We start from the raw sequence: 16914 nt of genomic DNA, 5'->3' as shown, positions 1-16914 counted from the left end.
GTTCCCCCATCCCGATAAAACTTGACGACTCTGGATTTATTCTGCGGCGCACTCTCTCTCATAACGAGCACGTTGGGAAGGGGTGGCCTTACAAACTTTTTGAACGAGTTTCTCGCAAAAGTCGCACGATGCTGGGTTGTGTGACTCAAAAATACATGTCAATCAGTGGGTGAGGCGGTGAACGGATTAATCGTGGCGATGGACTTCCGTCCATTTGACGTGCCGTGCGCACAAGGGCGGGATAATGGCGCAGAAATCAGTTGGTTGGGCAAACCTGGTGTGCGGATATCGCACGAACGTGGCTTATCTCCTTGCTTTGGTGATGTTCGCTTGCCTGACGGCTCTGTGGCCGATATCGGCGGCTCGGGCTGCCTGTAGTTCACCGCAGACTGCAACTATAAGCTCGGGCGGTACGGCAACCTTTACCTGCGCGGATTTCGGCTTTATTTCGCCGGCCAACGTATCCCCGTCTCACGGCAGCCTGACCTTCGGAATACCGTCAAACGTTTCGGCGCTCATCTACACTAACAACGGCGACGGTGCGACATCCGACACGTTCATCGTCAAGGATGATTTCGCAACGCCGATTACATTCAACATCACGATCAATCCGTCGACCTCCCCGCTGACGGTCACGCCCTCGGGTCTTGCCACACCCGTCATCGGCACGTCCTATAATCAGGCGCTCAGCACGAGCGGCGGAACCGGCCCCTATACCTATTCGCTCGTCGCAGGCAGCAATCTGCCGCCCGGCCTCTCCCTTTCATCCTCCGGCGTCATCTCCGGTACGCCGACCGGCTCGGGTCCCTACAATTTTACCGTCCGTGTAGTCGATTCGACGACGCCGACGGCCAATACGCTCGATAAGGCCTACAGCGTTCTCATCGCCGCGCCTGTCATCGACGTGACACCGGACACTCCGCCGGACGGCGGCGTGGGTGCGGCCTATAGCGTCCAGTTCTCCGCAAGCGGTGGTACTCCAGGCTATACCTATACCCGCGACAGCGGCAGCCTGCCCCCCGGGCTTACGCTCTCGGCCAGCGGGCTCCTGTCCGGCACGCCTTCGGCGGTTGGCAGTTCGACCTTCAACCTGAAGGTCCAGGACAGCACCACCATCTCGACCGGCGGGGTGCACTTCATCACGCAGAACGTTACCGTCACCGTCAATGCCTTCCCGCCGGTGTCGCTGACGCCGGCAAGCGGCACGGCGCTTTCGGCCGGCGTGGTGGGAACCTCCTATTCCAACGCATCGATCTCGGCGAGCGGGGGGTCTGGTACAATCACCTACGCGGTCACCGCCGGCGCACTGCCGGCAGGCCTCAGCATCAATGGATCGACTGGCGCGATTACTGGCACGCCCACAGTGGGCGCGATTGGAACCGCGAATTTCACTGTGACGGCGACGGCTGCGACTTCCGGTTCGGCTTCGGCCAGCTACTCGATAACGGTGTCAGCTCCACCGGTGGTGCTGTCGCCGGCGAGCGGCGCTTTGACCGGCGGTACCGTGGGGGTGGCCTACTCCAACACCTCGATCTCGGCGAGCGGCGGTGTCGGGACGATCACTTATGCGATAACGTCCGGCTCGCTGCCGGCGGGTCTTTCCATGAATACATCGACCGGTGCGATCAGCGGGACGCCGGCGGTGGGTGGGTTCGGCACGGCGAACTTCACGGTGATGGCGACGGCCGCGACAACGGGCTCGGCTTCGGCGAGCTACTCGCTCGCGATCGCAGCACCACCGGTGGTGCTGACGCCGGCGAGCGGCGCCTTGGTGGGCGGCACGGTTGGCGCGATCTATCCTGGTGCGTCAATCTCGGCGAGCGGTGGACTCGGAACGATCAGCTACGCGGTCACATCGGGTGCTCTTCCTGCAGGCCTCGCCCTGAACCCGTCAACCGGTTCGATCAGTGGTACGCCGACGGCCGGCGGGTTCGGCACGTCCAATTTCACGGTGACGGCAACAGGCGCAACTGCGGGCTCAGCTTCGGCCAGCTATTCCATCACGGTGGTCGCGACGCCGGTGGTGCTGATTCCGGCAGACGGAACAACGCTTACGGCAGGAACGGTTGGGGTTGCCTATTCAGACGCATCTATTTCGGCGACCGGAGGCGCGGGCCCAATCTCCTATTCGGTGACCGCTGGCGCTTTGCCTGCGGGCCTCACCCTGAATGCATCGACCGGTGCAATCAGCGGCACGCCGACGGCGGGCGGGTTCGGTACGGCCAATTTCGAGGTGACGGCCACGGCCGCGACCAGCGGCTCGGCTACCGCCAACTATACGATCATAGTCGGAGCACAACCAGTGGTGTTGACACCGGCCACAGGTACGGCTCTGACGGCCGGGACGGTCGGTTCTGCCTACTCACAGACGATTTCGGCGAGCGGCGGTGTGGGTGCGTTCACGTATGTGGTTAGCAGCGGAGCGGTACCCGATGGCCTCTCTCTGAATGCGACGACCGGCACGATCAGCGGCACGCCGACGGCGGGTGCATTCGGCACGGCGAACTTCACGGTGACAGCCACAGCGGCCACCTCTGGTTCGGCTTCGGCGACCTACTCGATTGAGGTCGGAGCTCCGCCCTTGGTCATGACACCGGCCAGCGGTGCGGCGCTTTCGGCCGGTACCGTTGGTGCGTCCTATCCGGGTGCGTCGATCTCCGCAACCGGCGGCCTGGGGAGCCTCAGCTTTTCGGTGACATCCGGTGCGCTTCCTGACGGCCTTACGATTGACCCGGCAAGCGGTGCGATAACGGGTACGCCGACTGCAGCCGCACTCGGCACGACGACTTTCACCGTGACGGCTATCGCGGCGACAAGCGGCACCGCATCAGCAAGCTATACGATCACGGTGGTGGCGCCACCGGTTGTGCTGACGCCAGCAGGCGGTACGACCCTTGCGGGCGGCATGGTCGGATCGTCCTATTCGGAGACGTCGATCTCGGCGAGCGGCGGTGTGGGTGCGATCAGCTATGCCGTGACTTCGGGCGCTCTCCCGGCGGGCCTTGCCATTGATCCGGCAACCGGCGAGATATCAGGAACGCCGACGGCCGCCGGCTTTGGCACGGCGAACTTTGGCGTGACGGCCACGGCGGCCACGGCAGGTTCTGCTTCGGCCAACTACACTATCGTAGTCGGGGCACTGCCGGTCGTAATGACGCCGGCAAGCGGCACGGCGCTTTCGGCAGGCACGGTCGGTTCGTCCTACTCCGACACTTCCGTCTCGGCGAGCGGCGGCGCAGGGGCGATCAGCTTTGCGGTGACCGCCGGATCCCTGCCTACCGGCCTCACGCTCAACGGATCGACCGGCGCGATCACCGGCACGCCCACTGATGCCGCGCTCGGCTCGGCGAATTTCACCCTGACAGCGACAGCGACGACCAGCGGGAGCAGTTCTGCAAGCTATACGATTGTCGTGGGCGCGCCGGCCGTCGTGATGACACCTGCAACCGGTACGGCGCTTTCGGGCGGGACGGTGGGTGCCGCCTATTCTGGCGCCACGATTTCTGCCAGTGGCGGTGTCGGAACGTTCAGTTACGCGGTGACATCAGGCGCTCTGCCGACTGGCCTGAGCCTCGATGTATCCACCGGGGCAATTACCGGCACGCCGACGGTTGCAGCGCTTGGAACGGCGAACTTCTCGGTGACGGCAACCGCGGCGACCAGCGGCTCGGCTGCGGCCAACTACTCGATCACCATCGCGGCCCCGCCGGTGGTGCTGACGCCGCCGGGCGGCGCACTGGCGACTGGCGTCGTCGGCGCGTCCTATTCGGATACCTCGATCTCGGCGAGCGGCGGCGTGGGTACGATCAGCTATGCCATCACGTCCGGTGCATTGCCGGCGGGTCTGAGCATCGATGCGACAACCGGTGCCATCACCGGCACGCCGACAGCGGCCGGGTTCGGTACGACAAACCTCACGGTCACGGCGACGGCTGCAACCGCTGGCTCCGCATCGGCCAGCTACACGATCACGGTGGGTGCTCCGCCCGTCGTCCTCACGCCGGCAACAGGCACAGCGCTTTCCAGCGGGACGGTGGGATCCACCTATTCGGACACATCAATCTCCGCGAGTGGCGGTGTCGGTACGTACAGCTATGCGGTGACATCCGGCGTGCTGCCGGCGGGTCTGGCACTTGATGCGGCGACCGGCGTGATATCAGGCACGCCGACGCCGGCTGGCTTCGGAGCGGCAAGTTTCACTGTTACGGTAACGGCAGCGACTAGCGGTACGGCCTCGGCCACCTATTCGATCGCCATTGGAGCGCCGGCTCTGGTGCTGACGCCGGCCACCGGCACGGCGCTTACGGCCGGCACCGTCGGCTCGTCCTATTCGGATGCGTCAATCACAACGGTCGGCGGTGTTGGTACGATCAGCTATGCGGTAACGGCCGGATCACTGCCGGCGGGCCTGAGCCTGAATGCCTCGAACGGCGCGATATCGGGCACGCCGACGGACGGCGCGCTCGGAACGGCGACCTTCACCGTGACAGCAACTGCCGCAATCAGCGGCTCTGCCTCTGCAGCCTACTCCATCACGATCGGGGCGCCGACCCTTGTGCTCTCTCCGGCCACCGGCACAGCACTTTCCGGCGGCACGGTTGGCTCGTCCTATTCGGACACTTCGATCTCAGCGAGCGGCGGTGTTGGTACGATCAGTTATGCGGTAACGGGCGGTTCGCTTCCAGCGGGCCTCAGCCTGAATGCGTCGAACGCCGCGATATCAGGCACGCCGACAGTTGGAGCGCTCGGCACTGCCAACTTCACGGTGACGGCGACTGCTGCGACCAGTGGCTCCGCCACTGCGAACTATTCGATCACGGTCGCCGCTCTACCGGTCGTGCTGACGCCGGCCACAGGCGCGGCGCTTCCATCCGGCACACTTGGCGTCGCCTACTCGGACACCTCGATTTCAGCAAGCGGCGGTGTTGGTGGTGGTTTTACTTACGCCGTGACATCAGGCGCCTTGCCAGGAGGTCTTATGCTGGATGGGGCCAGCGCCCGCATCTCCGGAACGCCGACTGCTGACGGCGACTTCCCCTTCACCGTAACAGCAACGGATGCGAGCGGTGCCACAGGGCAGGCGAACTATACGCTCTCCGTCCTTTCCACCAGTTTCGTCTTCAGCCCACCTGCCGGTGCGCTGCCAGACGCCATGGTCGGCGAAGCCTATTCCGCGCGCATTTCGGTAACCGGAGGCGTCGGCGGGCTCATTTACAGCATTAAGAGCGGCGACTTGCCGAAGGGCATGGTCCTAAACATATCCACCGGAGAGCTGACAGGGCCAATCGCCGGCGATGCGACGCCCGATGATTACCGCTTTACGATTGCCGTCGTCGACAGCCGCGGCGTAAGTGGATCGGCGGCCTATACGCTGAGACTGAAGGGGCGAGCGGTGACCGTACCCGACGTCGTCGTCGATGTTCCCGCCGGGTCGACGCCGAAGAACGTCTACCTCAACAGTGGTGCAACTGGTGGTCCATTCGTCAGCGCCGCGATTGCTTCCGTTACACCGCCCAACGCTGGCAAGGCGGAGATTATCGAAGGTGAACTCGCGGCTGCCGGCAGCTTTACACCGGTCGGCTATTACCTCAGGTTTACGCCCAATCCGTCCTATTCTGGCTCTGCCGTCATCGGTTACACGTTGCAGAGCGCGCTCGGGACTTCGAATGTCGGACGCGTTACCTACAGGATTGCCCTGGACCGAGTGGCTGCGGGAGAGGAAATCGACAGTCTTGTTCGCGATTTCGTCCGCACGAGGCAGAACCTGTTGTCATCGACAGTCAGGGTCCCAGGCCTCCTGGATCGGCGCAAGGCTGCAGGGAGCACCGATCCGGTAACGACGGCCGTCACGCCATCCGAAAGAGGCGCACGTCTTGGCTTCTCCTCCAGCCTCGCCCAGATCCAGGCGGCACGCGATGCCGCCGATGCGGCCGCGGCCGGCGAAACCTTCGTGATGACCAATCGCCCCTTCGACATCTGGATGAACGGCAGCTTCCTGTTCCATAAAGACGAAGACGACAAAAGCGACAAATGGGGTAACTTCGGGCTGCTTTCCGTCGGCGCCGACTATCTCGTCAATGACCGCATGCTCGTCGGCCTGTCGTTCCACTACGACTACATGACGGACCCAACCGACGAGGACGCCGAACTGAAGGGCAATGGTTGGCTTGCCGGCCCCTATGCCTCGTTCGAAATCGGTAAGGGCCTCTTCCTCGATGCCAACTTGCTCTTTGGCGGCTCGTCGAACGACATCGACACGGGTATCTTCCACGGCAGCTTCGACACTAGCCGCTGGATGGCGGATGTGAAGCTCACTGGCGAATGGCAACTGGACGAAATGACCGTGCTCACGCCGAAGCTCCGCGCGGTCTATTTCACCGAGGAGACTGAGGACTATTCGGTCTCCAATTCCCTCGGCGAAACAATCGATCTCAAGGGCTTCATAGAGGAACAGGCCCGCTTCAGCATCGGGTTCGATGTCGAGAGAACGCTGGAGCTGGAAAGCGGACTAACGCTATCACCTTCGATCGGCGCGGATGTCGGCTTTGCCTCGCTTGATGGCGAAGGCCTGTTCGGGAGGGTCTCGGCCGGGCTCGCTCTCTCCAACAACGACAACTGGAATATCGACTTTTCACTGCTGTTTAACGTCGAGGGCGATGGCTCACGATCGGGCGGCGCGAGAATTGGCGCTCGCGTGAACTTTTGACCAAAGCAGTTTACCACCTGTGTTCGGTGAAAATCGTATTGACAACCGGCCTGTCCGAAAGTCGCTACGCCCACCGGCAGCGGCTATGGCCCTGCACCAGTAGGTAAAAGCTTCAACCCGGTGAGTTGCTGTGACCGCCAATGTCTTGCCCGAGGTGGGTGCTGTTTTATTGACCTGCGCGACATGAGCCCGGCTTGTTCACCTCACCCTGGCCGTGCATAGCGGACGTGAGACCCGTGCGCCGTTCATCTGCAAAATGGCGCTTGGCGGAGAGAACCAGCGCAACTCTCTCAAGGTGATGGCGTACATAGGTCGTCACATGCGCCACTTCGCATATTGGATCACCACCCGCGGCGGATCGGCGCCATTTAAGCTTCACATTGCGGGCGAACGTTGGGCGGGAGTGAAGATGAGGTTCCAACAGCAGGCCATATGAACATGATCCGACTTAAAGCACAGCAATTGTACGAGCGAGGCGCTCAGACGGGTCACTAGTGTTCTGCGGATTCCACGCTGTCTGAGTCATCGCACCACCATGACGGAGCAAAGGGCCCGCTGGACGATCTTTTGCGAAACACTGCCGAGCACCATACCCGACAATCGTCCGAGGCCACGACTGCCAACAAAGATTAAGTCTGCACCAATCTCCTGGCCCACCGCCAGAACGGTCTCGGCATAGTCGCCCGGTTCGACCCTCGGGCTCACGTCCTTGACGCCGATAGCCCGGACTTCTTCCGCTGCATCTTCTGCGATGCGTTCTCCAAGCACCGCTACCGTCTCGCCGATGTCGACCTGCGCACTTTGAAACAAATCATGCATCGAGATGAAGCGTTGCTCCTGGCCAGGCAATACAACGCCCGACACGCTTCGTACCAAATGCTCGGATCGAGCCAGCCGGTTCATCTCGTCTGCCCTCACTCCGTGCAGGATGACGTGGAGGATCGTAACACTCGCCCCGATTGCCCTGGCGAAGTTTGCGGCAAGGGCTACAGCTTCTTGCGCCTTGTCTGAGCCGTCGGTTGCGACAAGTATGTGCCTGATCATAGCCATGCTCCCATTTCCAAGTCTGCCCGTGTCCAGCGGGATGGCATTGACCGTGGTCAAAACAACGACCTCCATTTTCCAGGCGAAAGACCGGGTGACCAGTTGGGTGACGTCAAGGCGGCGGCCCGTCAGACGTGACTGGCGTAGCGCGGGCTCAAATGGGTGCACGGCAATGGCCGTGACGATATCAACTATCGGCTGATCCGCGCTTGGGCTCTTTTTCGAAGTTATCGTCGATCTGTTACCTGTCTATAACGGCCGAAAGTGACGCGCCGGTTCGGCGCTGAATGCCGATAGACCCGTCGCTTTGCCTTTGATGCCTCTAGTCGCCTGAGTTCCGACCAACCTTACGCTGCGCCTTGATATAGGCGACGAGGTCGGCAATTTCGGCGCGCGTCAGCGAGAGATTGGGCATGCGCGAATGCTCGGGGGCCGACAAGAAGGCCGTCAACTGGGCTTCGTCAAGGCGATCTGAAGCCTTGATCTCCGCGAATGTTGGAACGGCATCGGAGCCGTGGCCTTGCCCGGGTGCAACCATATGGCATTCGCTGCACCATCGAACGGCAATGCTGTGGCCGCGGGTGAGGTCGGCCGCCGCACCCTCCTTGAAGGACAGCAGGAAGATGGCAATGACGACCGCGTTCTTGAGACTTTCCGCCCTGATGAATGGCACGGTCTTGCCTCGCTATATTACTGACTGTACGGCCAAATTTTCGACCAAGTTCTTCTCGTCTTGCTGAAGACGATTTGCGGTTTTCTTAGCGAGTGACGCGCCAATTTCGGCCATCCGGGCACCCTCTTGGGCATAATCAATAAAGGCGTTTTGGCAAAAGCTGCACCAAACATCGAACAGGTCGTTGATGTGATCGGGCTGTTGGCTGTTTTCGAGGAGGCGCAAATGGCTATCGAGGCGTTTCCCAAGAAACTTCAACCCCTCAATCTGATAACGCAGGGTCGCCTCGATCGCCGCTATTTGAGCGCGTGCGACTGGCAATTGCGCACTTGCAATGTCGTTCAAAGGAAATTCGGACGACGCGTCCGGCCAGAAGGACGGCCTCGTTTGGGGAATGGCTGCTGCTTGCATGTTCTAGCTCCTTCTTGCCGAAGTTGATCGAGTTGACGTGCACGCCTTTGCTGCATCGGTGCCGCTTGAGCGATACCGGCAGACTGCAACCATCCTATAGAGGTCCGGCGTCCGCATCTTTGATGCCGATCAATGCGTCATCACTCGGAGCGCGATTAAGAATCCACGTGTCCAATATTTGACGGGCATCAATCTGAAGTACCGCTCCTGGGATATAGTACTCGTCATTCAAAGCCGAGGAGGCCCAGATGCGCGCCGCGGACATCATGACCAGAACGGTCATAACGATCAGCCCCGACCACAGTGTAAGACATGCCGCACGACTGATGCTCGACAACCATATCAGTGGGTTGCCGGTATGTGACGATGAAGGGGTGCTGGTGGGTATGCTGTCGGAGGGGGACTTGCTGAGACGCGCCGAGTTGGGATCGGCAGCACTTGGAAAAAAGGAAACAAGTTTGTCAACGCAAGTCGCCGAGGCATACATCAAAGGTTATGGCTGGCGCGTAGGCGACGTGATGACACAAGGTTCCCTGACTGTTGGGACCGATACGCCAGTAGGCCAGATCGCTGAGCTGATGGCAAAGAGAGCCATAAAGCGCGTTCCCGTCGTTGCTGATGGCCGGATCGTCGGTATCGTCAGCCGTCGTGACATTCTCGAACTGATAACTGCAGCTGAACCCGAAAGATCCGCCAGCGGTGACGAGGCGATCAAGTGCGCTGTGCAGGCGCGTCTTGCATCTGATCTGGGACTCGATCGAAACCTCATCGAGGTGAGGGTCGATCGCGGTGTCGTTAGTTTGTGCGGCACGATCGAAAGTGGGGTGAAGCGCTTGGCTGCACGCGTGGCAGCTGAAGCCGTCGATGGCGTCGGATGCGTTAGAAATGAGCTTCGGATTGCCCATGAAACAGAGCGTGCGTCGCCCAAGCCGAAGCCGTGAGCGATGCGGGTGCTTGCGATACCGAGAGAGTTTCAGTCGCGCTTTTGCTTCTCCGTTTCGATCGGCGCCACGAAGAAGCGAGGTGCCGGAGCGACTGGGCGGCGGTGAAACGTCGATACGCGAAGTTCGGCAAGAAATGGGCGGTCCGTCGAAATGGGGACCGTCATCAAACAGATCAGCAAGAGGAGCATGAACCATGACTAGTCGTGTATTGGCCAGGTCGGAATGGCATTCCTTCTTCGAACGGATGGCGAAAGCCCTCCAAGGCAAGCGCGCCGACGTCGAAGTGACGGGGATTCACCTCGGTGACCAGATCCAGGCAAAATCAGTCCCGCTGCTTGGCATAACCTTTGACCACAAGGATGATCTGCTTGAGATCGCCATGGAAGGTCTTGATCATCTCATTCACAAGCCGACAAGCATTGCTGTTCTCGAGAGTGCCGACGGGCTCAGCGCTTTGGAGATTGTGGATGCCGATCAGAACCGACAGATCGTCACATTGGTGAGCCCGGTCCGTCTGCCGCCGCCAGGAGAATAATTGGTTAGAAGAACAGCGGTTCACACGCCAGCCACAGTCGCAGTCCCCGTGTGCGTGGCGTTGGTCTTCCATAAGTGTTTGTTGTGCCCGTTGAGGTATTCGATGAAGGCGATGGTGCTTGAAAGACCCGGAACGCCATTGGTCTTGAAGGAACTTGCCGATCCACAACCTGGCCCGTGCGAGATCCGCTTGCGCGTCGAGGCCTGTGCGGTATGCCGCACCGACTTGCACGTGATTGACGGCGAACTGGATCGTCCCAAACTTCCGCTGGTGCCCGGCCACGAGATTGTGGGGATCGTTGAGGCGGTTGGTCCTGGTGTGGCACCGTCTCGGCTTGGGTGCCGTGTCGGGGTTCCTTGGCTCGGCTACACCTGCGGCAGTTGCTGCTATTGTCGTTCAGGCTCTGAAAACCTCTGCGATGCACCGCTTTTTACGGGTTTCACGCGCGATGGTGGGTTTGCCACTCATGTTATCGCCGACGAACGTTTTGCCTTCGACCTCGATCAGGCAGCCGATCCCGTGGCGATGGCGCCGTTGCTTTGTGCCGGCCTTATTGGGTGGCGGGCCTTGAAAAAGGCCGGAACCGGAAAACGTATCGGCCTCTATGGCTTCGGCGCAGCCGCCCACATCATCGCACAGATCTGTGTCTGGCAGGGGCGTGAGGTTTACGCATTCACTCGGCCGGATGACCTTCGAGCTCAGCGCTTTTCAATCAGTCTCGGTGCGGCATGGGCAGGAGGGTCGAACCAGGCGCCAGCCGACTTGCTGGACGCAGCCATAATCTTCGCACCGGTGGGCGAACTGGTTCCGACAGCATTGCAGGCGGTGCGAAAGGGCGGGCGCGTGGTGTGTGGCGGCATCCACATGAGCGACATTCCTTCGATGCCCTACTCGATGCTGTGGCAGGAGCGCGAGATCGTATCCGTTGCAAACCTGACGCGCGCGGATGCGTGGGAGTTCTTCCCGCTCGCAAGGGAGGCCGGCGTCGAGACGCATACAGTGATCTACCCCCTAAAAGAGGCGAACCAGGCGCTGGACGATCTGCGCTGCGGCCGGTTGAACGGTGCAGCCGTTCTTGTCCCGTAAAGTGTCGCGCCGCGATCTCCAGGGGGCCGCTATGAGCGCTTTAACATTTTGTTTTTGCACATACTGTCAATGCAATTTCGCTGCACACTCAACACTCTTGCGCGACAGGCTTTGGGCCGGAGGCGCGTGGGATCTGCCGCGGCCGAAATGACGGACCCGAATAGAGCATAAAGCGGCTGGCATTTCGGCAAATGCGTCGACCTGGATGCGCGATAACGGTTTGACGGGCTTCCGGTGTGTACTAGGCGCCGCGCAGAACAATAGGATGGGACCTATAATGCGATTCTCCAACCGGTCGGAGGCAGGCAGACAGCTGGCGATAGCGCTTGAACACTACCGCGAACTGAACGTGGTCGTGCTCGCTCTTGCACGTGGCGGTGTTCCTGTCGGTGCGGAAGTCGCAAACGCTCTCGATGCGCCGCTTGAGGTGCTTTTGGTGCGCAAGATCGGCGTCCCCTGGCAGCCGGAAGTGGCAATGGGCGCCGTCGTCGACGGGGCCAGGCCGATTGTCGTGCGGGACGAGGCAGTCGCCGGACTGGCTGGCATTTCCGAGGCTGCATTCGAAACGCTTTGCCAGCGGGAGCTCGTCGAGATCGATCGTCGCCGTCGGCGCTATTTCTTCGGGTGCGTTCCCCTCTCGATTGCAGGACGTATCGTTATCGTCGTCGATGATGGGATTGCAACCGGTTCCAGCATGCGGGCGGCTGTGCACGGCATCAGACAACGTCAGCCATTGAAGATCGTCGTTGCTGTGCCGGTCGCTTCACCACAGGCGATTTCGAACCTGCAAGCCGAGGTTGACGAGGTTGTTTGCCTCTATATGCCGCCGGCAATGGGCGCGGTCGGCTACTACTACGACGAGTTTGCTCAAGTGAGCGACAACGACGTTGTTCGTTTGCTCGGCGCGTTCCAGAAGTGAAAATCGCTGGCGCTCCCTTTCGCCTCTTCGGCGACCGATCGATTGGTGTTGTTCCCGAGAAGTTGATTGTGGACGTCGTCGACGTGGAGCAGCATGCCGTTCAGGTTCGCGTCTTCACCAAAGATCGGTCGATTGATTGAGTTGCAGAGTATCCGTACGTGTCGCAGCGGCCTGGTGCTGGACAGACGTTTCATCGGTTGCGTCAGTCTCAGTGACTTGCTGGAATAAGGCGTAGAGAATGCCAACCTCATTGAGAGCCGGGAAATCAGGGGTGTCGGGAAGGTTGTTTCCTGCACGAACCGTTGCTGGTCGAAAACATCTATGGCCGCCCGCACAGTCCCTCACTCGCTAAAGCGCGATTGGCGCGCGCCCGCGGGCGGCTGTGCCAGCGCCGAACAACACCACTCGGCTGGCCACGATCTCGCGGCGCCGTGAGCCCGCCTCAAACGGGACCGAGAGCGCTACTGCGGTCAACACGCGCGGTTTATGACGATGCGAGTGTATAGCAATCGGAATCAGCGTCCAGTTCCTATCAGGCTCCAATAGCTCGGTTTGCTGTTGGCTGGCTGCCAGCCAGAGCGCCATCGCCGGTAAAAAAGCCGGGATGATTTTCATCATCCCGGCCAGGTGGCTCACTGGGAGGAGGGGGGCTTCTTTGGAGGATCAGGCTTTCTTGCGGTTCTTCTGTCTGTAGACGTCGATGACGACGGCAGCGACGATGATCAGACCCTTGACGATTTCCTGGTAGTAGGCGTCGACCCGAAGGAAGGTGAAGCCTGAGGTCATGACCCCGAGGATGATCGTACCGATGACGGTGCCGGTGATGCGGCCGACGCCGCCGGTCAGCGATGTGCCGCCGATGACGGTCGCCGCGATCGCGTCGAGTTCATACATCACGCCCATGCCGGCCTGCGCCGTCTGAGCGCGGGCGGCGGTGACGACGCCTGCAAGGCCCGCGAGCATGCCGGCAATGGCGTAGACCTTGATCAGATGCGCCTCAACATTGATGCCCGAGACGCGCGCAGCCTGAACGTTTGCGCCGATCGCATAGGTGAACTTGCCGTAGCGGGTGTAGCGCAGCGCAATATGGAAGATGATGGCGACGACCAGGAACACGACAACGGGCCAGATGCCGGTGCCGATGAAATTGAACTGCTCGGTTAAGCCCGAGACCGGCTGACCTTTGGTGTACCACTTGGAAATGCCCCGCGCCGAAACCATCATGCCGAGCGTGGCGATGAAGGGCGGGATCTTGGTTCGGGCGATCAACTGGCCGTTGATGAGGCCGGCAATGAGACCAACACCGATGCCAAGACCGATCGGCACGATGGCGGGAAGGTCGGTGAGCGACGGATAGAGCGCCCGCGGCCAGGTGGAGGCCTGCGCCACACTTGCCGAGAACATCGCGGTCATGCCGACGACGGAACCGGAGGAAAGGTCGATGCCGCCTGTGATGATCACTTGGGTCACACCGACGGCGATGATGCCGATCACGGCAACCTGCAGGATCATGATCGTCAGGCGCTGCGGGTTTAGGAGGAAGCTCTGCCCGACGAAAATCCAGCCGAGGATTTCGTAGACGAGCGCGATGCCGATCAGCACCAGGAAGATGCTGAATTCGGGCGGCATCCGGCGCTTGGCAGCCGGAAGGGCCGAGCCGGTGCCTTGTGCGGCGACATTGGTTTCCATTGTTTGTTCCTCCCTGTGGTCCGTTCGGTTCGCGCTTAGCTGGCGGCGAGTTCCATGACCTTGATCTGGGTTGCCTCGGCACGGTCGAGGATGCCGGTAACGCGCCCTTCATGCATGACCATGATGCGATCGCTCATGCCCAGCACCTCCGGCATTTCTGAAGAAATCATGATGACGGCGACACCGTTGCGGGCGAGTTCGGTGACGAGGCGGTGGATTTCCGCCTTGGCGCCGACATCGATCCCTCGCGTCGGCTCGTCGAGGATCAGGATGCGTGGGTTGGTCAGCAGCCAGCGACCGATCAGCACCTTCTGCTGGTTGCCGCCCGAGAGGTTCTCGATCCGCTCCTGCAGATTGGGCGTCTTGACCCGAAGCTTGCGGCTCATCTCTTCGCAAGCCGCGGTGATGTCCTTCTCCGCCACGAAGCCGCCCTTGACGAAGCGGTCCTGCAGCACTGCGATCTGCATGTTTTCGAGTACATCAAGGATCAGCAGGCAGCCGGTGTCCTTGCGGTCTTCCGTCAGGAACGCCATGCGGTTGCGGATGGCTGTGTTGGGGCTGTCGATCGAAACTGTCTTGCCTTCGATGGCGATCGTGCCCGAGCTTGCAGGCGTCACGCCAAACAGCGTCTCGGCGACATTCGAGCGGCCGGAGCCGACAAGCCCGGCGATCCCGAGGATCTCACCGGCGCGCACGTCGAAGGAAACGTCGCGGAACACGCCGTCGAGCGTCAGGTTCTTGACCGAAAGCACGACGTCGCCGATCGGTACGTCCTCTTTCGGGAACATCTGAGTGATTTCGCGGCCGACCATCATGCGGATGATGTCGTCGCGGGTGACGTCGCTCGAGGCATGTGTGCCGATGTATTTGCCGTCGCGGAACACCGAGAACTCGTCGGCGATCTCGAACAGCTCATTCATCTTGTGGGTGATGTAGACGATGCCGATGCCCTGTGAGCGGAGATCACGGATAATCTCGAACAGGTGGGCAACTTCGCGCTCCGTCAGGGCCGAGGTCGGTTCGTCCATGATCAAGACGTCGGATTCGTAGGAGACTGCCTTGGCGATCTCGACCATCTGTCTGTTGGCAACCGAGAGGTGGCGGACTTCTATTTCGGGATCGAGCTTGATGTTCAGGCGGTCGAACAGCCGGGCGGTGATGCGCCGCATTTCGCCATGATCGACGAACCCGAAACGGTTTTTCGGCTCGCGCCGGATCCAGATGTTCTCGGCGACCGTCATGAACGGCATCAGGTTCAGTTCCTGATGGATCATGGCAATGCCGTTTTCGAGTGCGTCGAGCGGCGATTTCAGCCTGATGTCGACACCCTTCAGCCGGACCTCGCCCTTGTCGGGCGTGTAGATGCCGGCAAGGATCTTCATCAGTGTCGATTTGCCGGCGCCGTTCTCGCCCATCAGCGCATGGACCGTGCCGCGCTTAAGCCGGAACGACACGTCGTCGAGCGCGACGACACCGGGAAATTCCTTGCGAATGCCTTCGACGTTGAGAAGGTATTCGGCATTGGGTACGGCGCCGCTGGCGCGCACGGCGGCCATCGTTGTCGGACTGAGCGTCATGGTCATTGCCTCCCCGTCAATTCCGGCTTTCGCGGAAAAGTCCTCGCAGCTGGTGGGTCAACCAGCCATTTTCCTCCGCAGGCGCCAGTCTACAGGATCAGCGCATCTGCCGCGGGACTGTTTTTGAATGAGAGCGCGGGGTATCCCGCGCTCTCGACGCAAACGATCAGTTCTTCGCCTGATAGCTGGCCATGTTTTCCTTGGTGACGAGTTCGAAGGGGATGTAGACCTTCTTCTCGATCGCTTCGCCCTTGGCGAGCTTGAGCGCTGCGTCGACCGAGCCCTTGCCCTGGCCGGCCGCGTTCTGGAACACCGTCACGTCGAGGTCGCCGGCGGCCATCGCAGCAAGGGCGTCCTGGGTGGCATCGATACCGCCGATGACGACGCTGTCCATCGAACGGCCAGCGGCTTTGAGCGCCTGGATCGCGCCGATCGCCATTTCGTCGTTGTTGGAGATAACGGCGTCAAATTCCAGGCCGGCAGAAAGCCAGTTGGTCACAAGGTCGGAGCCTTGGGTACGCGACCAGTTGGCGGTCTGCTCTTCGACGATCTCGATGCCCTTGCAGGCTTCCGTCGCCAAGACGTCATGGATGTCCTTGGTGCGCATGCGGGCGGCCTGGTTGGAGAGCTCGCCCATCATGACGACGGCCTTGCCCTTGCCGTTCAGCATCTTGCAGATTTCCTGGGTCTGCAGCGTGCCGGATTCTTGTTCGTTCGAAGCGACGAAAGCCTGCTTTTCCGGCAGCGTGTCGACGTTGACAGGTTCGCGGTTGACGTAGACGAGCGGAATACCCGCGTCGGCGGCGATCTTCGACATGGCGGCCGTTGCGTCGGTATCGACAGGGTTGACGATGATGGCGGTAACGCCGGCGGCGATGAAGTTCTGGATCTGGCTCTGCTGCTTCGAAACGTCGTTCTGTGCGTCTTCGATCTGCAGGTCGACGCCATTGAGCGTCTTTGCGTAGTCGGACATGCCGTTGCGCAGGACCGTCAGGAAGTTGTCGTCGAACTGCGCCATCGAGACGCCGATGGTTTCGGCATGCGCCGCCGTCGACATCATCACGGCCATGGCTGTACCCAGCAGGAACTTTTTCATTGTCTTTCTCCTCCACATTCGGTGCCCGGCTACACCTTCTCCAGCCGGAAACGCTGACCACAGCGGGTTGCGTCGGTCCCTGATCGGAAGCGGCACTCCCGCTACGCCCCAATCAAAACGGAATAAAAGAACCAGTGATTTGCAATTACGGAATATGTATTCCATTTTATGCGGACGCCGTCAAGAGTGTCTTTCGGCGTCTCGCTTCGTTTTCCAGTGATCGATCGGTGCCGC

General features: G+C 60.8%; 12 protein-coding genes. 5 read left to right on the top strand and 7 right to left on the bottom strand.

Annotated elements, in window-relative coordinates; translation table 11 throughout:
• The first annotated feature begins 298 nt into the window (after positions 1-298).
• Positions 299-6706 (top strand): putative Ig domain-containing protein, encoded by a 6408-nt coding sequence (locus tag HT585_RS13260; RefSeq protein WP_176353387.1) that lies wholly within the window; start codon positions 299-301, stop codon positions 6704-6706.
• 166 nt (positions 6707-6872) lie between these two features.
• On the opposite strand, the gene HT585_RS32245 is transcribed toward HT585_RS13260, so the two are convergent.
• The 4 genes from HT585_RS32245 to HT585_RS13240 form a co-directional block, all read right to left on the bottom strand.
• The gene (locus HT585_RS32245) at positions 6873-7034 is read right to left on the bottom strand and encodes a cryptochrome/photolyase family protein (protein ID WP_425513756.1); all 162 of its coding nucleotides are present in this window, start codon (positions 7032-7034) and stop codon (positions 6873-6875) included.
• Positions 7035-7228: 194 nt separating this feature from the next.
• Positions 7229-7810: a universal stress protein gene (locus HT585_RS13250; protein WP_246707674.1), complete on the bottom strand. Its 582-nt coding sequence runs from the start codon at positions 7808-7810 to the stop codon at positions 7229-7231.
• Between the two features lie 262 nt (positions 7811-8072).
• A complete protein-coding gene (locus HT585_RS13245) occupies positions 8073-8423 on the bottom strand; it encodes a c-type cytochrome (RefSeq protein ID WP_343213974.1) in 351 nt (116 codons plus the stop codon).
• Between the two features lie 12 nt (positions 8424-8435).
• Positions 8436-8834, bottom strand: a complete 399-nt coding sequence (locus HT585_RS13240) for a hypothetical protein (protein ID WP_176353386.1) — start codon at positions 8832-8834, stop codon at positions 8436-8438.
• A 248-nt stretch (positions 8835-9082) separates the two neighbouring features.
• On the opposite strand from HT585_RS13240, the gene HT585_RS13235 reads away from it, so the two are divergent.
• The 4 genes from HT585_RS13235 to HT585_RS13220 all read left to right on the top strand — a co-directional run bounded on the left by HT585_RS13235 (position 9083) and on the right by HT585_RS13220 (position 12318).
• Positions 9083-9775 carry a CBS domain-containing protein gene (locus tag HT585_RS13235; RefSeq protein ID WP_176353385.1) on the top strand — a complete coding sequence of 231 codons (693 nt, stop codon included), beginning with the start codon at positions 9083-9085 and terminating at the stop codon, positions 9773-9775.
• Positions 9776-9971: 196 nt separating this feature from the next.
• Positions 9972-10313 (top strand): DUF5335 family protein, encoded by a 342-nt coding sequence (locus HT585_RS13230; protein ID WP_176353384.1) that lies wholly within the window; start codon positions 9972-9974, stop codon positions 10311-10313.
• Between the two features lie 102 nt (positions 10314-10415).
• Complete coding sequence (locus tag HT585_RS13225; protein WP_176353383.1) at positions 10416-11399, top strand: zinc-dependent alcohol dehydrogenase family protein; 984 nt, start codon at positions 10416-10418, stop codon at positions 11397-11399.
• 277 nt (positions 11400-11676) lie between these two features.
• Positions 11677-12318, top strand: coding sequence for a phosphoribosyltransferase (locus tag HT585_RS13220; RefSeq protein WP_176353382.1), 642 nt, complete (start codon positions 11677-11679; stop codon positions 12316-12318).
• Positions 12319-12981: 663 nt separating this feature from the next.
• Here the strand turns inward: HT585_RS13220 and HT585_RS13215 are convergent.
• From HT585_RS13215 to HT585_RS13205, 3 genes are all read right to left on the bottom strand, one after another.
• On the bottom strand, positions 12982-14007 hold the full coding sequence (locus HT585_RS13215) for an ABC transporter permease (RefSeq protein WP_176353381.1): 1026 nt from the start codon (positions 14005-14007) through the stop codon (positions 12982-12984).
• Between the two features lie 35 nt (positions 14008-14042).
• Positions 14043-15584: a sugar ABC transporter ATP-binding protein gene (locus HT585_RS13210; protein WP_176353380.1), complete on the bottom strand. Its 1542-nt coding sequence runs from the start codon at positions 15582-15584 to the stop codon at positions 14043-14045.
• 166 nt (positions 15585-15750) lie between these two features.
• On the bottom strand, positions 15751-16680 hold the full coding sequence (locus HT585_RS13205; RefSeq protein ID WP_176353379.1) for a sugar ABC transporter substrate-binding protein: 930 nt from the start codon (positions 16678-16680) through the stop codon (positions 15751-15753).
• Positions 16681-16914 lie beyond the last annotated feature (234 nt).

Source organism: Ensifer oleiphilus (assembly GCF_013371465.1).
In the GTDB taxonomy this organism is placed as follows: Bacteria; Pseudomonadota; Alphaproteobacteria; order Rhizobiales; family Rhizobiaceae; genus Ensifer; species Ensifer oleiphilus.
This window is presented reverse-complemented; position numbering and strand designations above follow the sequence as displayed.